Origin of the sequence: Eubacterium sp. AM05-23 (assembly GCF_003477535.1) — a bacterium.
GTDB lineage: Bacteria > Bacillota > Clostridia > Eubacteriales > Eubacteriaceae > Eubacterium > Eubacterium maltosivorans.
In genome coordinates this window covers 52,511-70,450 of record NZ_QUDF01000013.1, presented here as the reverse complement: position 1 = coordinate 70,450, position 17,940 = coordinate 52,511, and the positions used below count along the sequence as shown (strand labels likewise).

The following is a 17,940-nucleotide window of genomic DNA, read 5'->3' as shown; positions in this document are numbered from 1 at the left end:
TGTATTTATTAAATTTGGAGGTGTACCATGTACGTTAACAGAAGATTTTATGACAAATATGTTTCTACCAGAGATGTTGAATTATTACACGAATACTCGCTGAGAGTTTTGAAGGAAGTAGGGGTTTCTTTCGACTGTCCAGAAGCACTGGAAATCTTTAAAAAGCACGGCGCTACCGTTGAAGGCAGCATTGTAAAGATCGATGAAGACCTGTTAAACAAGGCGCTCGAAACCGCACCCAAAACCTTTACCGTTTATACCGCTGCCGGCGAAACCAAAATAGGCGAACGCTATAAGCCAAAAACAGTTGGCTGCTACGGACCACCGAAATTCTTATTTGAAGATGACGAATACCGCGTTGCGCAAAAAGACGACATGGTTAAATTCCTGAAATTAATGGATACCAGCGATGTCACTGACTTTGTCAACAACTCCGCATACGATACACCAGATCTGGACAAGACCAAAGAAGATTTCTATCTGCCTCAGGTCGCCATGTGCCTGAAATATTCTCAGAAACCAACCTACGGCAATGTCGCCAACAGCATGAACGTCCGGGGCAAAAGTTTAAAACAGGAAGCCAAGGACATCGCAAAGCTTTATAAAGAATTCTATGACATCTGGGACCGCCCGGTGCTCTTAACCAATACCTGTGCACTGTCGCCACTCGGCTATTCCTATGAAGTTCTTGACAATATCATGGGGCTGGTTGAAGAAGGACAGCCGGTTACCATCATCACCTGCTCTATGACCAACCTGACCGCACCGGCAGCACTTCTCGGTTCTGTTATCCAGAATAACGCGACCATTCTGGCCGGTATCGTTTTAACTCAGCTGATCAACCCTGGCAACCCTGTTATCTACGGTACCGTTTCTACCGCTACCGATATGCGCAGCGTAGCCTGCTCCATCGGTGCACCGGAAGCCCAGCTCATCCAGATGGCCTCTCTGGCTCTTGGCCGCTACTACCAGCTGCCAGTAAGAACCGGTATTGCCGGTACAGACTCCTTAAAACCAGACTATCAGGCCGGTGTTGAAAGCTTCATGATCCTCATGACCACCTATCTCGGAAAATCCGACTTTGTTCTGAACCATGCCGGTATTCTCCAGGCCTATGCACTGGGAAGCTATGAAAAATTTGTTCTTGACGAAGAAGTCAACCGTATTTTACTGCGCCTCAACAGGGGTATCGACATCTCTGACGTCAAGGCCGAAAAAGTATTTGACGCCATCAAGAAAGCCGGTCCTCTTGGCAATTACCTCTCCGGAAGAACGCCGAAGGAATACCGTCAGGAACATTGGCTGACCAAACTCTTTAACCGCCAGGCTGGCAACCCACAGCCGATCTTCGATGAAATCGGCGATCTCCGCGAGCGCGCCAGCAAAGAAGTAGAAGAACGTGTCGCAAGCTATACATTACCTGACTTAACCAAGACTCAGAAGGATATCCTGAACCGTTATCTGCCTGAAGACGAAAAGTTTTAATTAACCCTCTATATATAGTATTCATTTTTCGGATAAAATCTGGTATCATTAGTGGTATCAGATTTTATTTTGTTACCCGGTTATACTTAAAAGGAAGGTCACCCATGAAATTACGCTATTCATTTTCTGAAAAAGAAGAGTGCCAGCAAATTCATGAATATTCTCTGGATATTTTGGAAAACACAGGTATTGTTGTTCATTCTGAAAAAGCAAGAAGCACCTTTAAAAAAAACGGTGCAAAGGTAGAAGGCAAAAAGGTCTTTCTTCCGCCCAAAATCGTAGAAGACCGTCTTGTCGACGTGCCTTCCTCCTTTACCTTTAACACACCCGGTCACCGTGTAACCGTGGGCGACGGTACTACCTGCACCATGCCGCCCTACGGCGCCACCTATGCAAAGAAGAACAACGTCAGCCATTTGGCGGGACGCGAAGACTTTATCAATTTTACAAAGCTCAACCAGACAAGCAGACTGATGAGCATGGCCTGTCCCTATGTTCTTGAGCCCATGGATGTTCCCATTGATTTCAGAGAAAAATATAAAATGGCCATGTGCCTAAAATATTCCGATAAGCCTGCCTTTTCCATGACCCAGAGCGGCCCGTCGGCACGTGAAAGCATTCGTTTTGCCAGAGAATACTGGGACTCCCAGGACAGCAATCTCCTCATCGGCAATATCAATATCTCCGCACCGCTGATCATGGGAGAGGGCACCGCCGATGTCATTCTGGTACACGGAGAGGAAAATCAGCCCCTGATGGTGGCCTGCGGCAGCGGACTCAGCGGGCTGACCGCACCGCCTCTGCCAACTTCCAACTTCCTGATCAGCAATGCCGCCGTGCTGGCTGGTATTATTCTGGCTCAAATGGTGCGGCCGGGCCTTCCCATTGTCTACGGCTTCCCGCTTTTTGGCGTGAATCCATTTAACGCAGACGCTTCCCCCGGCGAGCCAACCACTGCGCTCTTTACCATGGCCGCAGCAGAAATGGGCCGGTTTTATAAGATTCCTGTCCGGTCCGGCGGTGTCTTTACAGACTCCAAGTACCTGGACTACCAGAGCGGCGCCGAGAGCTTCATGAACCTTTTTTCCTGCCTGTTTTCCGGCATCGACTGCATGATGCATGCCTTTGGCATGGAGGATTCTCTAAACACTGTCAATTATAATAAATATATCCTGGACGAAGCCCTGTACGCTACGGTTAAACATTATTTAAACGGCTTTGAGGTCAACGCTGTAACCCTGATGAAAGACGCCATCAAGGAGACCGGATGCACCGATAACTATATCAACATGAGTAATCTGCGCCTTATCCGAAAGCATTACCATCCCTATCCCTTTAAAAGCACAGACGGAGAGCAGGATATTATCGAAGAAACAAGCGCACTCATTGATGAGCGGCTTGGAAATTATACAGCGCCGCCACTGACCCATGCGCAGAAAAAACGCATCGAAGACTATCTGCCCAAAGCATTTATCGATTAAAAAGGAGGCCCCCCATTGCTAGAATCCATCGTAACCGCTGTTAAAAAACTGGAAGAAAAAAAGGTCATCAAGCTGGTACGCTACGCCGTTAAAGAAGGCGCCTCCCAGATGCAGATCATCGAATCCGTCCAGGCCGGACTGGACGAGGTTGGCAAATATTTTGAAACTGGACGTTACGGCGTCACCGACCTCATGATGGCCGGCATTATTTTTGAGGAAATTCTAAAGCTCGACTGCCTGAAGCTCGAAAAGGAAAATCCCGAAGAGGCTATCGGCACCATTCTTTTATGCACCATCGAATGCGATCTCCACGACATTGGAAAGTCCATTTTCAAAAGCGCGGCCCTCATGTCCGGCTTTAAGGTCATCGACCTGGGCATTGACATCTCGCCGGAAAAAATCGTGGAGGAAACCAAAAAATCCCATCCCGATGTGATTGCCATCAGCTCGATCATGGCAAACGGCGTAAAATATATGAAAGAGACCAACGAGCTCCTGGTAAAGGAAAACCTGAGAGATGAAGTAAAGATCATCCTCGGCGGCCTGTCAACGCACAAGGACGCTGTGGCATACGTAGGCGCCGATGCTTTTACCAAGGATGTTTACGAAGGCGTAAACCTCTGTAAGGAATGGATGGAAGGGGGCGTTTCCCATAAGTTATAAATACGACGAAATCTGCGATAAAATAAAAAATAAAATCAAGCAGCGCATTTATCTGCCCGATACACCGCTGCCGCCGGAGAACACCCTGGCCGAGGAATTTAAAGTCAGCCGGATCACCATCCGCAACGCCCTGCGTAACCTTATCGAGGAGGGCTATGTCTATACCATTCCCGGCAAGGGCAACTATGTGCTGGCCAAAACCAACGATAAGTTTGTCCTCTCCTTAAAGCCTGAAAACATTTTAAAGGAGCCCTACAACCGCGTGGAGCTGCTGGGCTCAGAGATCATCAAACCCACCATCGAGTTGGTTTATCATCTGCGGGTCGCGCCGGACTCCCGCATTGTGCTCATCAACTGGCTTCTGTTCAAGGATGACCTTCCCGTCATCTATGACAACCAGTTTATTCCTTATTTTCCCGGCATTTCTCCCTGGAACGACGATTTTGAGTACAACAGCTTCAGCGAAATCGTCAACCAGCGAAACCATCTTTACATTACCCAGGAACGCATTCACATCGAGGCCGCATGCTGTGACGCCCAGGCCGCGGAAAAGCTGAATATCCCCGAGGATACGCCCGTCATGCAGATTACCCAAAACCTCATGGATAACGACGACCCTCTGGGTATGCGCAAGCTTTATATAAGGAAGGAGTGCTGTAAGCTGACCGGCATTACCTATCTGCCCTAAAGGCCAAAGCAGGTGACACCAATGAAAGTAAAAATATACGATCAGATCATCAATGATATTATGGACGACATCCATTACGGCAACCTGAAGCCTGGAGAAAAGCTCCCCACCTATGCCGAGCTGGCTAAAAAGTACAGCACCAGCATCGTCACAGTCCGCAAGAGCATCTCCTCCTTAATCAATAAGGGCTACCTGAGCGCTGTGGAGCGGGTAGGGACCTTTGTTCGGGAATGTGAAAAGGAACAGTACCTCATCAGTTTCGCACCACAGGCCAATATTAACGAGGAGATCACCGAGATCAGCGTTGAGGACATAAGCCTCTCTCTCATAAAAATGCGTGAGATCCGGCAGGAAATGAAAGCCGTGGAGCTGCGCCAGATCCTGTATTCCGACACTCTCCCTATCTGTTATATCATTACCGCGCTTCTCTTAAACGGCCGTTATAATCCGGAGAGTATGGCGGATATGACTGAAAAAAACCTTCTGACCATCAACAAAATCCTCGATGGTTTTGAAATCAAAAAAGTCCTCGAGATTACCATGGATACGCCAAACCGCTTTATCCAGAATAAACTGTTAGTGGACAGGGATGACCCGGTATTCTGTTTTACCACCTATTATTACACCATGAAGGACGAACCCGTTGGAAAAAGCGTGCTCTACGCAGCCGGAGAAAACATTGACCTTTATGGGAAATCTTTTGTAAAATAAAACATTATAAAAAAACACAGTTGTGAAATCTCACAGCTGTGTTTTTATTTTCTGCTTTTTCTTCTCAACCGTCACCTTAAAGTATTCACTCACCACAAAATTTAACCCCTCGTTCACTTTACGGGATTTCCGAACATTTTCCAGAACCTGATTTTTATCCGGCACCAAAAAACGGTAACACTCCGTTAAAAACATATCGACAGCGTCCTCATAGGGAATATCAATATTCTTTTGGATAATATCCCTGAAAAACTGAATCTGCATACCTGCCGTCAGAGAAGCGACGGCATCAAAATAGGTTTTATCACAAATCATGGGATTCGTTTCATATCTCAGACCGTCTTTATAACGTTTATGGGTAAAGAAATCCATCCAGCTGATGACCAGCTTTGGAAAGCTTCCAAGCTCAGAAATATCATTGTAAAATCGTATAATTTCAGGGCCGGCATTAATGCACTCAAAATATGCCCGGTATTCTACCATATCAATGAGCAGATCCTCCCCTTTTTCTCCTAACGGCACGAGGATATCCTTAAGCGCAGAAGTGATCGCATCTGCAAATTCCCGAAAAATGCTGATGGCAACCGACTCTTTTCCCTCAAAATAATAGACAAACAAACCAGGATTTGATTCGGCGTCCTCAACAATTTCCTTAATGGTCGTTTCATTGTAACCTTTTGTATAAAAAAACTTCTTCGCGCTGTCGTATAGCGCTGTTTTTGTCTCTGTTCCTTTTTTGTAATTGGCCATAATTCACCTCTGGTTTATTATAGCATGCATTTTTTGTAAAAAAAATAAAAAATAAAAATTACTTGACAAAAATATCAACAGATTATAAACTTATATGCATATAATATTATATGCATATAATAAAAGGGAGAGATTAAAATGATTTATGAAGAACGCATTCAGAATATTAAGAATGCCATGTGCGGGCAAACAGCCGCGCACGTCCCCATACTGGCAGATTTTGAGACAAGCTACGCCTGTGAATACGCAGGACTGGATTTTATGAGGGCCAGCTGGGATTACACCTTAATTATTGAGGCCTATGAAAAGCTGCTTTCAGATTTTGAGATAGATGCCACCTTTGGCCTTGGCTGGATACCACCGCAGAGAAGCTTTCTTTTAGGAAGCCGGACATGGATACAAAACCGGGAAAATGGCATTATGCAGCACCCCGAGGTTATGGCACTGAGCGACACAGAATATCCTGCGCTTATTGCTGACCCCATGGCGTGTATTATCAAAAATATCCTTCCAAAAATGTACAGTGCCATTGGAAAAGACGACCAAAAAGCTATAAGTGCCATTGCCCAGACCCTTCTTTTTGAAAAAAATCAAATGACAAATTTCTATAACCAGCTTTTTACCGTTACGTATGAACATGAGGTTCCAATCTATTACGGCTCCATGTTTTACGCACCTTTTGATCTGATCGGAGATCACCTCAGAGGCCTGACGCAGATTTCACTTGATATGCGTCGGAGGAAGAAAGAGCTGAAGGCAGCCTGCGAAGCGCTGGCGCCCGTCATGATTGATTATGTTGAAAATACCCTTCCGGCGGATGAAAGCGGCCTGTCCTGCGCCTGTGCTTTTGTGCACCTGCCGCCTATGATCAGCCCTCGGAATTTTGACAAATTCTTCTGGCCTACTTTTAAGAAGGTTTGTGATACCCTGGTAGAAAAGGGGCACTATCTGTACCTCCAGTTTCAGGGAGACTACAGCGATGGCCGGTATTTAGATTATTATGCCGAGCTGCCCAAAGACAAGGTCATCATCGCCATTCAAAATCAGGATTTCACAAAAACCCTCGAAGCTTTTAAAGGAAAAAACATGGTTTCCTGCGCCTATCCACTGGATTATCTGACACATTACCCACTTCAAGAATGTTTGGATAAGGCCAAAGAGCTTATGGATATTGGAATGGCGTATGGGCAATTCTACTTCGGCTTTAATAAAGCGCCTTTCCACATTAGTGAGGCAGAGCCTGAAAAAATGAAAGCGGTGCTGCAATTTGTACGAGAATACGGAAAATATTAGGGGGGAAAATCATATGTATGAAGAAAACCAAAGCATTGAAACGTTTATCAGAGAATATCCTGAGGAATATCAAGCCTTGATCCGGGAAAGCCTGTCGGTCACGGAAAAAGAATTTGAAACATTTATCATCAGCTTAATCATGTAAGGGGGAAATTAAAATGAGTGATACAAGCAAAAGCAATCTGACAAAGGGGATTCTGTACGGGGGTCTTGCCGGAATAATCTGGGGAACACTGAGCATTTTCATCTCACTGCTCAAAAATTTTGGCATGAGTGATATTGCCGTTTCGTCGCTCGGGCCAATGATAATTATCATTTTTTACGGTATTAAAACGCTGGTGAAAAATCCAAAAGCATTTAAAATCTGCTGGAAACACCTGCTTATCGTATTGGTGGGCGGCGGCATCGTCAATGCCCTGACCTATTATTCTTATGCCATGTGCTTAAATTACATGGGCGCCGGTGTTTTCTCGGCTCTCGATTTTTCACATGTCTTTATTCTAATGCTGCTGTCCTCATTTATCTTCAAATATAAGATCACCAAGGGGAAAATTCTTTCCCTCTCCCTGGCGGTTGTGGGGATGGTCATGGTGCTGAATGTCTTTTCACCCGAAGCTTTCATCAGCCCCGTGGGCCTTCTGTGGATTGCGGTGGACTGGTTCTGCAACTGCGCCATTGCCCTGCTGCTCAAGTGGGCACTCAACAATGAAATCGACAACGATGTGCTGATCACCTACTATAACCTGGGCGCTGCCCTGATTTACTGGACTGTGTGCCCACCCTGGGCTGTTGTCGGAGAAATTGCCGCCGCGCAGAACATCGCGCTGCTGGTGGCCACCATTGCCGCCTACGGCATTTTTACTCAGATTTTAACCCAGTACGTCTGGGTCAAGTCCTTCTCGCTGGTGGACCCGGCCATCACCAATATGATGGCTGCCTTCTCGCCCATTACCGCCGCTGTTTTAGGCTATTTTATGTTCGGGCAGGTCATTTCCTGGATTCAGATTCTCGGGATCGCTGTTGTCATCGCCGCAGTCGTGATTCTGAACAAGACCGGGGCGGCCGAAGAACTGTAAATTAACAGAAATTTTTTCTCACAAAAAACACAGCTACCATCATATAGCTGTGTTTTTTATTTTTTGTTAAAAATTATAGTCCGAAAATATAAAAAGCTCGTGGAATCCTGTCATTCCACGAACAAAAATGCAACACTCTTTAGATACAAATATTAAATATTGTTTTTATTATATCACTTTTCCCATTAATTATATACATTAATTTTAAAAATGTGCGGCAAAAATATTGTTGTCACAGGAAACCGCCTGTGCGAGTAGCGCTTTTGGAACTATTTAAGTTTTATAATTATTGTATATCTGGTCAAAAAAATGGTATGAGGAGGAATCGTAATGAAAAAACATCGTAAAAATGTATATAAGCGTTCCGATCACCGTTATGAGGGGCGTTATATTACTGGATATAAGGGTATTCATGGAAAAGCGATCTACCGGTCGATCTACGCCGATACTTACCGGGAAGCCGTAGCGCTTTTGGAGGAGGCTGAAAAAAGCGTCTCCGAAAAAGTAGCATTGGAACGTCTGATCCGCAAACAAAAAAGAAAAAACTTACCGGTAGAAAGCCTGGAGCGTATGGCGGAAAGCTATTCGCATAATAAATTTGCCCAGAGCAGCGCAACGCTGAGGCAGTGCCTTGTTCAATGGCTGGAAGAATCTAAAAAGCTTACTGTAAAGGCTTCCTCCTACACACGCTATTGCAGCATCGTCTATAAGCATATTCTGCCGCAGCTCGGGGACTGCCCTGTCAATGAAGTGACCACAAAGACGGTTCAAGATTATATTCATTATCTTAGCAACGACGCAAAAAACCGCAAGGGGCTGGCCCCCGCTACCATAAAAATCCATCTTGTACTGCTGTCGTCCTTTTTTGAAAAGATGCTCGAATTAGAGCTGGTTCAGAATAATCCCTGCAAAAATATACATATTCCCCCCAGACAAAAGAAAAAACCCAATTATTTAAAACAAAGTGAGTATCAAAAATTGGAAAAAGTGCTTGAAGATAAGCTTTATGACAAAAGAGCCCGCGCCATCTTACTCGCCTTAAAAACAGGTATCCGCCTGGGCGAGCTGGCAGCCTTGCGCTGGGCCGATATTGATCTGCAGTCAAAAACGATTCATGTCCGTCATTCAATTCAGCGGGTCAAGGCAGAATCGTCTGAAAAGAACAAAACCGAAGTCGTGTTTGGCCAAACAAAATCCGCCTGTTCTGAAAGAGATATTCCCATGAACGACGGTATTTATAGGCTGTTACACGCATATCAGAAAAGCTTGAAAAAAAGCGGCGTCATCGCTGAAGAAAGCTTTGTGTTCAGTAACCGGCAAGGCTCCTATCTGGACCCGAGAGCCTATCAAAATTATTTTTCGGCGCTTCTGAAAGAAGCTGGAATCCGTTGTGTAAATTTCCATGCTCTACGGCATACCTTTGCCACCATTGCGGCCAGCAAAAATATGCAGATCTCCACATTAAGCAGAATCCTTGGTCATTCAAACCCCAGCATCACCTTGCAGATTTATGTACATGCCATTGATGAGCAGGACCGTATCGAAATGTCGAAAATCGAAAACCTCTGAAAATCTGGTCAAATTCTGGTCAAAAAACAAAAAAATCCCTCTGATTACAGGGTTTTCGCTGGAAAGTTCGTGGAATGACAGGATTCCACGAATAAAAAACGAGCTGCACCCGTATTATCTATGGCAACAGCTAATATTATAAACAAATAAGGTTAAAGAAATATTTAATCGGTTTTGGGCTAAGGAGACAGTATGAAAAACAGCACAACTGAAACGCAGTATCTGCATGAATTGGCCAGTTCGGTGCTGACGGCACATCCGCCAGCCCCGCCGTCCTCAGAGTTAGACTGGGGACGTTTATACCAGGAGGCGGCGCGCTTGTCTATGGTGCCATTCATTTGCTATGGTGTGGAATATTTGAGTGAAAACGATCAACCTGAGCTTTCTGTAATGGCCGAAATACGAAAAAACAAAATTAAAATTGTTCTGGAGGAAGCAAAACAGCAGCGTTTGCTGAAAAAAATCCTCAGCAGCTTTGATGAACAGGGTATAAAGTGCCTTTTAGGCAAAGATCTTTCCTTAAAAAATCTGTATCCTTATCCAGATATACGCTGCTGTGAAAAAATCGAGTTATTCCTAAGAGAAGAAGCATTTTCAGCCGCTCACAATGTGTTGCGGGATTTAGGCGGCTCTCCCGCAGTAATAGATAAAGAGGCTTCTCGCTGCTACCAGTTTGATGAAACCACCCTTATTCTTAAGAAGCTTTTTTATGATAATCCCCTCCAAGCCTCATGCGTGGATAGCCAAAAATACAAAGATTATTCAAACGCTTATGAATGGCGGCCAGAAATCCTTTATAAGCAGCTGGCAGATAAAGCAGCGGAGGTAAACCTCTGTCAAAAAAAGATTACCTGGCTGCGTTTCGACCTAAGTGCGCTTCGGCATTTTTATGGCTTCGACGCTCCTGGAAGCGGTAAGGTTTGGAATAAAAAAGTAAAGCGTTTCTCAAAAAAACAAAAGCCTTTTCAAAGAAACGCGCAATATTAGATCATTATTTACTTATCAAGGGCCATGCCCGATAACTATAAATAAAATAATCCTATACGAGAGGTAAAAAGATGAAGAAGAAAAACATCGCGATTGTCCTTCTGGCCGTGATCACCATTCTTTTGCTGGTCTTTGGCTGCGGCAGGAAAAGCAGCGAACAGACAGCAGCAAAAGTCTTTGACACAGCAGGAACCTACAGCGATCAGGCCACCTATGGCGACGTACAGATCAAATCAGATGGCGTCATACTGGAAAACGCCACCATCAACGGCACCCTGACCATCGACAAAGCCGTTGGAGAAGGAACCGTTACCGTCCGCAACAGCCGTATTTCCAAAGATACGGACATCAACGGCGGCGGCGCAAACTCCGTCCATTTTGAAAAAACCGCGTTGAATAAAATCAGCGTCAACAAAAAAGACGTCCGCCTTATTCTGGACAAAGAATCCGAGGCGGCAGAGCTGAACGTTATCCAGCCCGCAAAGCTGGAGCTCAGCGGACAGATCAGCACACTGTCAATCGCTAAAAATGGCGAGGGGAGTACTGTTGCCATTGCCAAAGAAGCCAAGATCGAAACCGTCAAGCTGGACGGCAAGGCCGAAATGACGATCGACAGCCCTCTTAAGACACTGGTCGTCGGTGAAAACGCCAAAGAGACCAAACTCGTCATCAACGCCAAAGTCGATAAGCTTGACATTAACGCCAAGGCAGAGATAAACCTCAATGCCAGCTCCGAAGTCGGAAAGCTCATCGTGACAGATAAAGCCAAAGACAGCACCGTGAACATCGCGAAAGACGCCAGAGTAAACACACTGGCCACAGAAACCACGTTAAGCCTTACTGGAGAAGGTGTTGTCGAAAACGTCATTACCAACCGAGAAGAAAACATTCAGGGCAATATCGTCCCCGCAAACGTTAAGGTTTCCGCCAATCCTATCGCGAAAAGCGCGAACGGGAACGACGTGAACAACAAAGTGGATTCGACCAAAACGACTGATACCACCGCCAGCACCACGGCAGACAACACCAGCCGCGAAAGCAATAATACCAGCGGCAATGCCGATAATACCAGCAGCGGCGGGCAGACAAATCCGGCAGCGCCACAGCAAACGCCGCAGCCGTCATCACCACAGCCGGTCCCTGCCCCCACACCCGCGCCAACGCCTGGACCGACGCCAACGCCCACGCCTGAGCCGACACCAACACCAACGCCTGCAGTAGTCCGTGTTACCGGCGTATCCCTGGATCAAAGCCAGCTCACCATGACTGTGGGCGACACCGCTGTATTAACCGCTAAAGTCGTTCCGGATAACGCTGCAGACAAAACCATCGCATGGTATGCCGAGGACAGCAAAATTGCAAATGTCGACGGAAACGGGAAAGTCACAGCTTTAGCCGAGGGACAGAGTAAAATTACGGTTGTGACAAAAGACGGCAGCTACAAAACTACCTGCGCCGTTACCGTCACAAAAAAAGAACCGGTAGATATCCCGGTCGACAGCGTTGTTATTCAAAAAACAGCGGACAGTATCGAAACTGGCAGTACCCTGCCTTTAACCGCTTCCGTCAAACCGGATAACGCCACGAATAAAAACGTCAAATGGAGCAGCTCATCGGAAAGCACCGCCACTGTCGATAAAGACGGCACCGTTACCGCAAAGGCGCCGGGAGACGTTGTTATCATGGCGATTCCTGAAAATCCCACCGACGCCTCCATCATGGCGACCATCACCCTCCGTGTGACCGCTCCCTTAAAAGGCGTCACAATGAGCGGCAGCGGAAAAACCGTCACTGTCGGGGAAATTCTTTCCCTCACCGCGGCTGATCCCGAAGGCGCAGCCTCTGATGTCCTATTGAGCTGGAAATTGGACGGCCAGGATGCCGGCAGTGGCAGCACATATACGGTTCGTGAAAGCGATATTGGCAAAAGCCTTACCCTAACCGCAAGTGGAAAGGTCAGCGGACACTATACCGGCAGCGTCACAAGCGAGCCTACCAAGGCCGTCACGGCGAATAAAACCGCCTTAACCGCAGCCATCACCGCCGAAATTGGCGAAAATCATCAAGAGCCTGTTTATACGCTAAAGGCAGACGACTATAAAGAAAGCACCTGGGACAGCTATCAGACAGCCGTCAGCAATGCCGTCCGTATAGAAGCAGACGCCCTGGCCTCAACCGATCAGGTAAACACCGCCCTTGAGGAAATGGCCGCCGCAAAAGCCCAATTGATCTTTGCCGGAGCCGATAAGCTCGATGAAATGAAAAAAACCGCCGATGGCAAGCAGGAAAGCGATCACACCGCAGCCAGCTGGAAGGCCTTCCAAGACGCCTATGAAGCGGCAAAGACCCTGCCTGAAACCACACAGACAGAAATCGCCGAAAAGACAAAAGCCATCAGCGATGCACTGAGCCTATTAGCAGCAAAAACCTCCGTCATTGCCGTTAATCTGACTCTTGAAAACAATCAAGCCGTTGTCGGGCATAAGGTCACAGCCACCACCGTTCCCGAAAACGCCACAGTAACATACTTATGGCTGAGAGGCGACGGCACCACCTTTGAGCCGATCCCCGGCGAAACCAGCGCGGTTTACACCTTAAGCGCCGCCGATGTCGGCAAGGTTCTTCAGCTGACCGTTACCGGAACCGGCGATTATAAGGACAGTCCCAGCGCAAGACTAAGCGGAATTTTAGATAATAAGGTGACCGGCGTAAGCCTGGATAAGAACACGCTGGAAATGAAGACTGGTGAAACGCAGACCTTAACGGCCACTGTCACGCCGGATTACGCCGCGGATAAAACCATTGCCTGGAGCAGCAGCGACGAAGCCGTGGCAGCCGTAGACGCAGAGGGCATGGTAAAGGCTGTTGGCAGAGGAACCGCCAATATTACCGTCACCACGAAAGACGGTCAAAAAACCGATACCTGTGTTGTAACCGTCAAGGAAGACATTGCTCAGATTGAATTGGATAAAACAGCGCCAGAGGTTTATGATACCATCAGCGTGGAAAACGCCACAGGCAGCGATACTCAATACCAGTGGTTTACCAGCGATACAAAAGACGGTCCCTTTACAAAAATTGACGGGGCTGACAAAGCGAGCTATGCGGTAACCGCCAATGATATCGGCAAGTTCATTCAGGCAGAGGTAAGCAGTACCGATCCCAACATTGTCGGGATTTCAAAGGCTGTCACCACCTCCGCCGTAGCTGTGGGCGCCTGGGATGGCAGCAGAGTAGATACCGCATGGTTTAACGATAAAGAAAAAAACTTTGAAATCAAAACCCCAGCCCAGCTGGCTGGCCTTGCAGCCCTGGTTAACGGCGACGCAAAAGACCAGAACAACACTGCTCTGGCCGCCAAAAATATGGCAGGCAAAACTTTTACACTGATGAACGACATTGATTTATCAGGCAAACCCTGGACCGCCATTGGCAAGACCGCTATGAGCGACGATATTTCAAAAGCTGATTATTACGGCAAAACACCTGATAAGGTAACCATCTGCTATTTCAACGGAACTTTTGATGGCGGGGAACATGTAATATCAAATTTATCCCAGTCCGTTCAAAAAATGTGCTCCGTGGGCCTCTTTGGCAACGCAAACAGCGCCACCTTTAAAAATATTAAGCTTGAAGACATTAATATCACGGGATACTACGGTGTTGGCGGAGTTGTCGGCTTTGGCTATGACGCAGTAACAATTGAAAACTGCCATATTGTCTCTGGTCAGATCACCGCTATGGACACAGGCGCTGCGGGCATCATCGGCGCTCTTGAGCGAAAAGATCTCCAAAACGGCGCAGTCAAGGTAAGCGGCTGCAGCAACGCCGCCGATATCCTTTGGGCGGCCGACAATTTCAACAATCTTTCAGACAATACACAGCCTTACTTTACTCAGACAAGAGGCTGGCATTTTGGTGGGATTTTTGGAACCATTGAGACCGATTTAACAGTAGAAATTTCAAGCTGTACCAATTATGGTAATATAATCGGGACCGAGCTTGCGGGAATCGGTTCTTGGATTAAAGGAGCTGATGGGTCAAAAGTCGAAAACTGTCAGTCGACAGGAATCCTTACTCAAAAGTCCCCGGATTCAATAAACTCAGGCAGTACAGGGGCGGCAGGAATTATCCATATCGACAACAGCCCAGGAAAAATTCAGTATTCAAATAATGTAGTCGATGGAACCATCGTTAAGACAGCGGGCTACCTGTCATCTGTTCTTTCAAGCGCCAAGCTTGACAAATTTGTACAGACACCGGCTGTGGAACTGGCAGGATCAATGGATTTAACGGGTAGTGCGACAATACCACAGGGCGTCACACTGACCATCCCTGAAGGGCAGACACTTACCATTCCTGAAGATAAAGAGCTTATTAATAACGGAACCATTGTCAACAATGGCAGGATCGTCTGTAATGGGATTATCTCCGGAAATGGAAAACTTGAAGGAAACCAACCCGAATTAAGACAAATTACTTTAAATCCGAAAAGCGTCACTGTTGCAGGCAGTGTAGGTATGGCCATTGAAGCTTACGATCTGTCAGCAAAAATTACCATTCAAAACGACGCCGCCATCGGCAACGTCACTTACACCGTCAAAGAGGACAAGCCTTTACCGGAAGGTCTAAAACTGGAAAATGGTAAAATCACAGGAACACCAGCGACTAAGGGAAATACAACCTCGATCATTGAGGTTACCGGAAAAAATCAGACGAAAGCCGAGCTGACACTGACTTTCGAAATTGCAGCTGCCGATAAGCTCTATGTCGATTCTACAAACGGAAGTGACAGCTATCCTGGCTTTGAAGAGAGTAAACCGCTGAAAACAATGGAAGCGGCCCTTGAAAAGGCGCCCGATGATAAACAGACAACAGTCTATGTAAGCGGGGACGTGGATATTGGCAATGGAACTTTATATACCGTTACAAAGCCCGTACACTTTACGGGAAAGGATAACGGAAGACTGGTGATGCAGTCTGATTTGATCTTTGACGCCGACACTCTTTTCGACCACATCAAAATAAATGTCAACGGCATCCGGTATATGTATGCCAACGGCCATCATTTTGAGTTTGGCGATGGCATGGAGATGATTCCACTGAATGAAAAGTATAATAACAATTTATCCTTATACTTTGTTGCCGGTAGTCTTAATAAAACCGTTGCATCAACAAACTTTACCATGAAAAGCGGACGCATCAGCTACCTCTTTGGCGGCGGTAAGACTACAGAAGCCAACGCAGACGCCAGCGTAACCGGGAATACCAGCATCACCATCACTGGTGGATATGTGGATGATTGTTTTGTGGGCGGCGGCTATGCCAACGGAGCGAACTCCAAAGCAGATGTGAATAACACCCATATCTCAATCGACAGCAGCACGTTCAATATGGGCTATTATTGCAGTGACAACAGCATGGACGAAGGAAATATTTACGCGGGCGGATGGGCTTTAAGCAAAAACGCCAGCGCAACAGTAAAAACTACAAACCTTACGCTTAAAAATCTTGTGAACTTTAACGCGTCTATTTTGGGCGGCGGCCATTCAGACAGCGCCGATAGCGACGCATCATGTGAAAATACGAACATCATCATTGATAAGATCACAACAACAGGCTCCATCATCGGTGGTGGCATGGTATTCAATTCCGGCACGAACGTTAATGTGACAGGTACAGCGGCAATAGATATAACGGACAGCACAGTCCCTGAAATATTTGGAGGTGCCATGGCTCTTAGCAGCAAGACTGCTAATGTTGAAAATGTCGTAATAAACGCTCGAAATGTCCGATTACAGGATAATAACAGCAGTGATAAAATCGGAAGATTCTATGCTGGCGGCTGCAGCTATGATGGCACAGCAATCGCACAGGTGAACGATGCCATCGTTCATATTGATGATGACTTCTATCTGGGTGACTCAGTCAATCCTGCTGCAGATGCAGATATCACTAACCATGTTAAAATGACTGGCTATGTCAATGCACACGGCCAGGCTTCTGTTTTAGGAAAAACCGAATTGTATATCAAGGATATTTTGCAGAAGACAAGCTGGTCCGATTCTGCGGACATCCGTTGGTACAACAACACGGACACCAGCTTTTCTCTCTCCACCGGCGAGCAGCTGGCAGGACTGGCAGCCTTGGTAAATGACGGAAATGATTTTTCCGGAAAGACCATTCAGCTGAGTCAGGACATTGACCTGGACAATCGGGAGTGGACACCCATTGGAAAATCGGACAAGCCTTTCAAGGGAACCTTTGACGGGCAGACCCACAAGGTTTCAAATTTGAAGATAGCCTCAGCGTCCTTAAAGGACGCAGGGCTCTTTGGCGCAGTCAGTGACAGTGCAATCCAAAATCTCAGCATTCAAAATGCGGACATTACCGCCAGCGAAGGAGCGGGCTCCCTGGTTGGATCGGTTGCCGGCAATACGACGATCAAAAAATGCGACGCGGCAGACGGCAAAATCCAGGGAAGTCTTGATGTCGGCGGACTGGCTGGCCGCGCCGGCGCGGGCACGGTCTTTGTAACCTGTAGTGTAACCAACAGCACTGTCTCAGCGGTTCAAAACGGGACGTCTCAGGAATATCCCTACGCGGGCGGCATTGTCGGTAAAGCCACAGCTCCGACGGTAACACTGACCAACTACACAGCTTCCGGCAATTCAGTTGCGTCTTACAAGGATGGATGCAACGGCGATTTCGTCGGCGGCCCGGCGGCAAATTGGATTGATGGATATGATTTAGCCTCTGTTTTTAAAGACAGCGAAACGATGGCTATATCAAACGATGAGGGCGACATTAGGTCTTTCATATTTTTAGAAAATGAAAATATCTATGATACATTAGGCTGTCATGTAAATAATTGTATAATGCCCAAGGATCCCGAAAATCAAATCAGCAATCAGGTTATTGCTATTCAGTTCGATACAAGCGATCCAGACAAAATGAAAGCTTTAAAAGACGGAATTTTTCAAAGAATGAATAAACAAATTGATTCTTTTATACAGAAAAAACCTGAAGCAGAAGGTTTCTACAACAGTCTCAGACGCGTACCAGAATGTTATCTCATTGACAAAAACATCATTTACTTAAACTACTGTGGTCACGCTCTGTACTTACCAGCCTATCAAAATGAAGAGAAAACATGCAACTATGACCTAACCAGTCCTTGTCCATCCGACCACACCCCGTACATCAAAGAAATGCTTGAAAATTATATAAAATAAGG

At 46.5% G+C, this 17,940-nt stretch carries 12 protein-coding genes; 11 read left to right on the top strand and 1 reads right to left on the bottom strand.

The window, feature by feature from the left end; all coding sequences use genetic code 11:
* Positions 1 to 27 precede the first annotated feature (27 nt).
* From DW091_RS16280 to DW091_RS16260, 5 genes are all read left to right on the top strand, one after another.
* Positions 28 to 1,485, top strand: coding sequence for a trimethylamine methyltransferase family protein (locus DW091_RS16280; protein ID WP_058693062.1), 1,458 nt, complete (start codon positions 28 to 30; stop codon positions 1,483 to 1,485).
* A 104-nt stretch (positions 1,486 to 1,589) separates the two neighbouring features.
* A complete protein-coding gene (locus tag DW091_RS16275; RefSeq protein WP_096918876.1) occupies positions 1,590 to 2,966 on the top strand; it encodes a trimethylamine methyltransferase family protein in 1,377 nt (458 codons plus the stop codon).
* 15 nt (positions 2,967 to 2,981) lie between these two features.
* Complete coding sequence (locus DW091_RS16270; protein WP_096918875.1) at positions 2,982 to 3,629, top strand: cobalamin-dependent protein; 648 nt, start codon at positions 2,982 to 2,984, stop codon at positions 3,627 to 3,629.
* Between the two features lie 187 nt (positions 3,630 to 3,816).
* A complete protein-coding gene (locus DW091_RS16265) occupies positions 3,817 to 4,317 on the top strand; it encodes a UTRA domain-containing protein (RefSeq protein ID WP_158577922.1) in 501 nt (166 codons plus the stop codon).
* Between the two features lie 21 nt (positions 4,318 to 4,338).
* Positions 4,339 to 5,028, top strand: a complete 690-nt coding sequence (locus DW091_RS16260) for a GntR family transcriptional regulator (protein ID WP_058693058.1) — start codon at positions 4,339 to 4,341, stop codon at positions 5,026 to 5,028.
* Positions 5,029 to 5,058: 30 nt separating this feature from the next.
* Here DW091_RS16260 and DW091_RS16255 read toward each other — a convergent pair whose 3' ends face one another.
* A complete protein-coding gene (locus tag DW091_RS16255; protein ID WP_096918874.1) occupies positions 5,059 to 5,778 on the bottom strand; it encodes a TetR/AcrR family transcriptional regulator in 720 nt (239 codons plus the stop codon).
* A 138-nt stretch (positions 5,779 to 5,916) separates the two neighbouring features.
* Between DW091_RS16255 and DW091_RS16250 the strand changes: the two genes are divergently transcribed.
* The 6 genes from DW091_RS16250 to DW091_RS16230 all read left to right on the top strand — a co-directional run bounded on the left by DW091_RS16250 (position 5,917) and on the right by DW091_RS16230 (position 17,938).
* Entirely contained in the window at positions 5,917 to 7,071 is a 1,155-nt protein-coding gene (locus DW091_RS16250) for a uroporphyrinogen decarboxylase family protein (protein ID WP_118518688.1), read from the top strand.
* Between the two features lie 13 nt (positions 7,072 to 7,084).
* Positions 7,085 to 7,216 (top strand): hypothetical protein, encoded by a 132-nt coding sequence (locus DW091_RS20745; protein WP_263422120.1) that lies wholly within the window; start codon positions 7,085 to 7,087, stop codon positions 7,214 to 7,216.
* Positions 7,217 to 7,229: 13 nt separating this feature from the next.
* The gene (locus tag DW091_RS16245; RefSeq protein ID WP_096918873.1) at positions 7,230 to 8,147 is read left to right on the top strand and encodes a DMT family transporter; all 918 of its coding nucleotides are present in this window, start codon (positions 7,230 to 7,232) and stop codon (positions 8,145 to 8,147) included.
* Positions 8,148 to 8,477: 330 nt separating this feature from the next.
* Entirely contained in the window at positions 8,478 to 9,716 is a 1,239-nt protein-coding gene (locus tag DW091_RS16240; RefSeq protein ID WP_118518687.1) for a tyrosine-type recombinase/integrase, read from the top strand.
* Positions 9,717 to 9,908: 192 nt separating this feature from the next.
* Positions 9,909 to 10,703: a nucleotidyltransferase family protein gene (locus tag DW091_RS16235; protein WP_118518686.1), complete on the top strand. Its 795-nt coding sequence runs from the start codon at positions 9,909 to 9,911 to the stop codon at positions 10,701 to 10,703.
* 71 nt (positions 10,704 to 10,774) lie between these two features.
* Positions 10,775 to 17,938, top strand: coding sequence for an Ig-like domain-containing protein (locus DW091_RS16230; protein WP_118518685.1), 7,164 nt, complete (start codon positions 10,775 to 10,777; stop codon positions 17,936 to 17,938).
* The last annotated feature ends 2 nt before the right edge of the window (positions 17,939 to 17,940 follow it).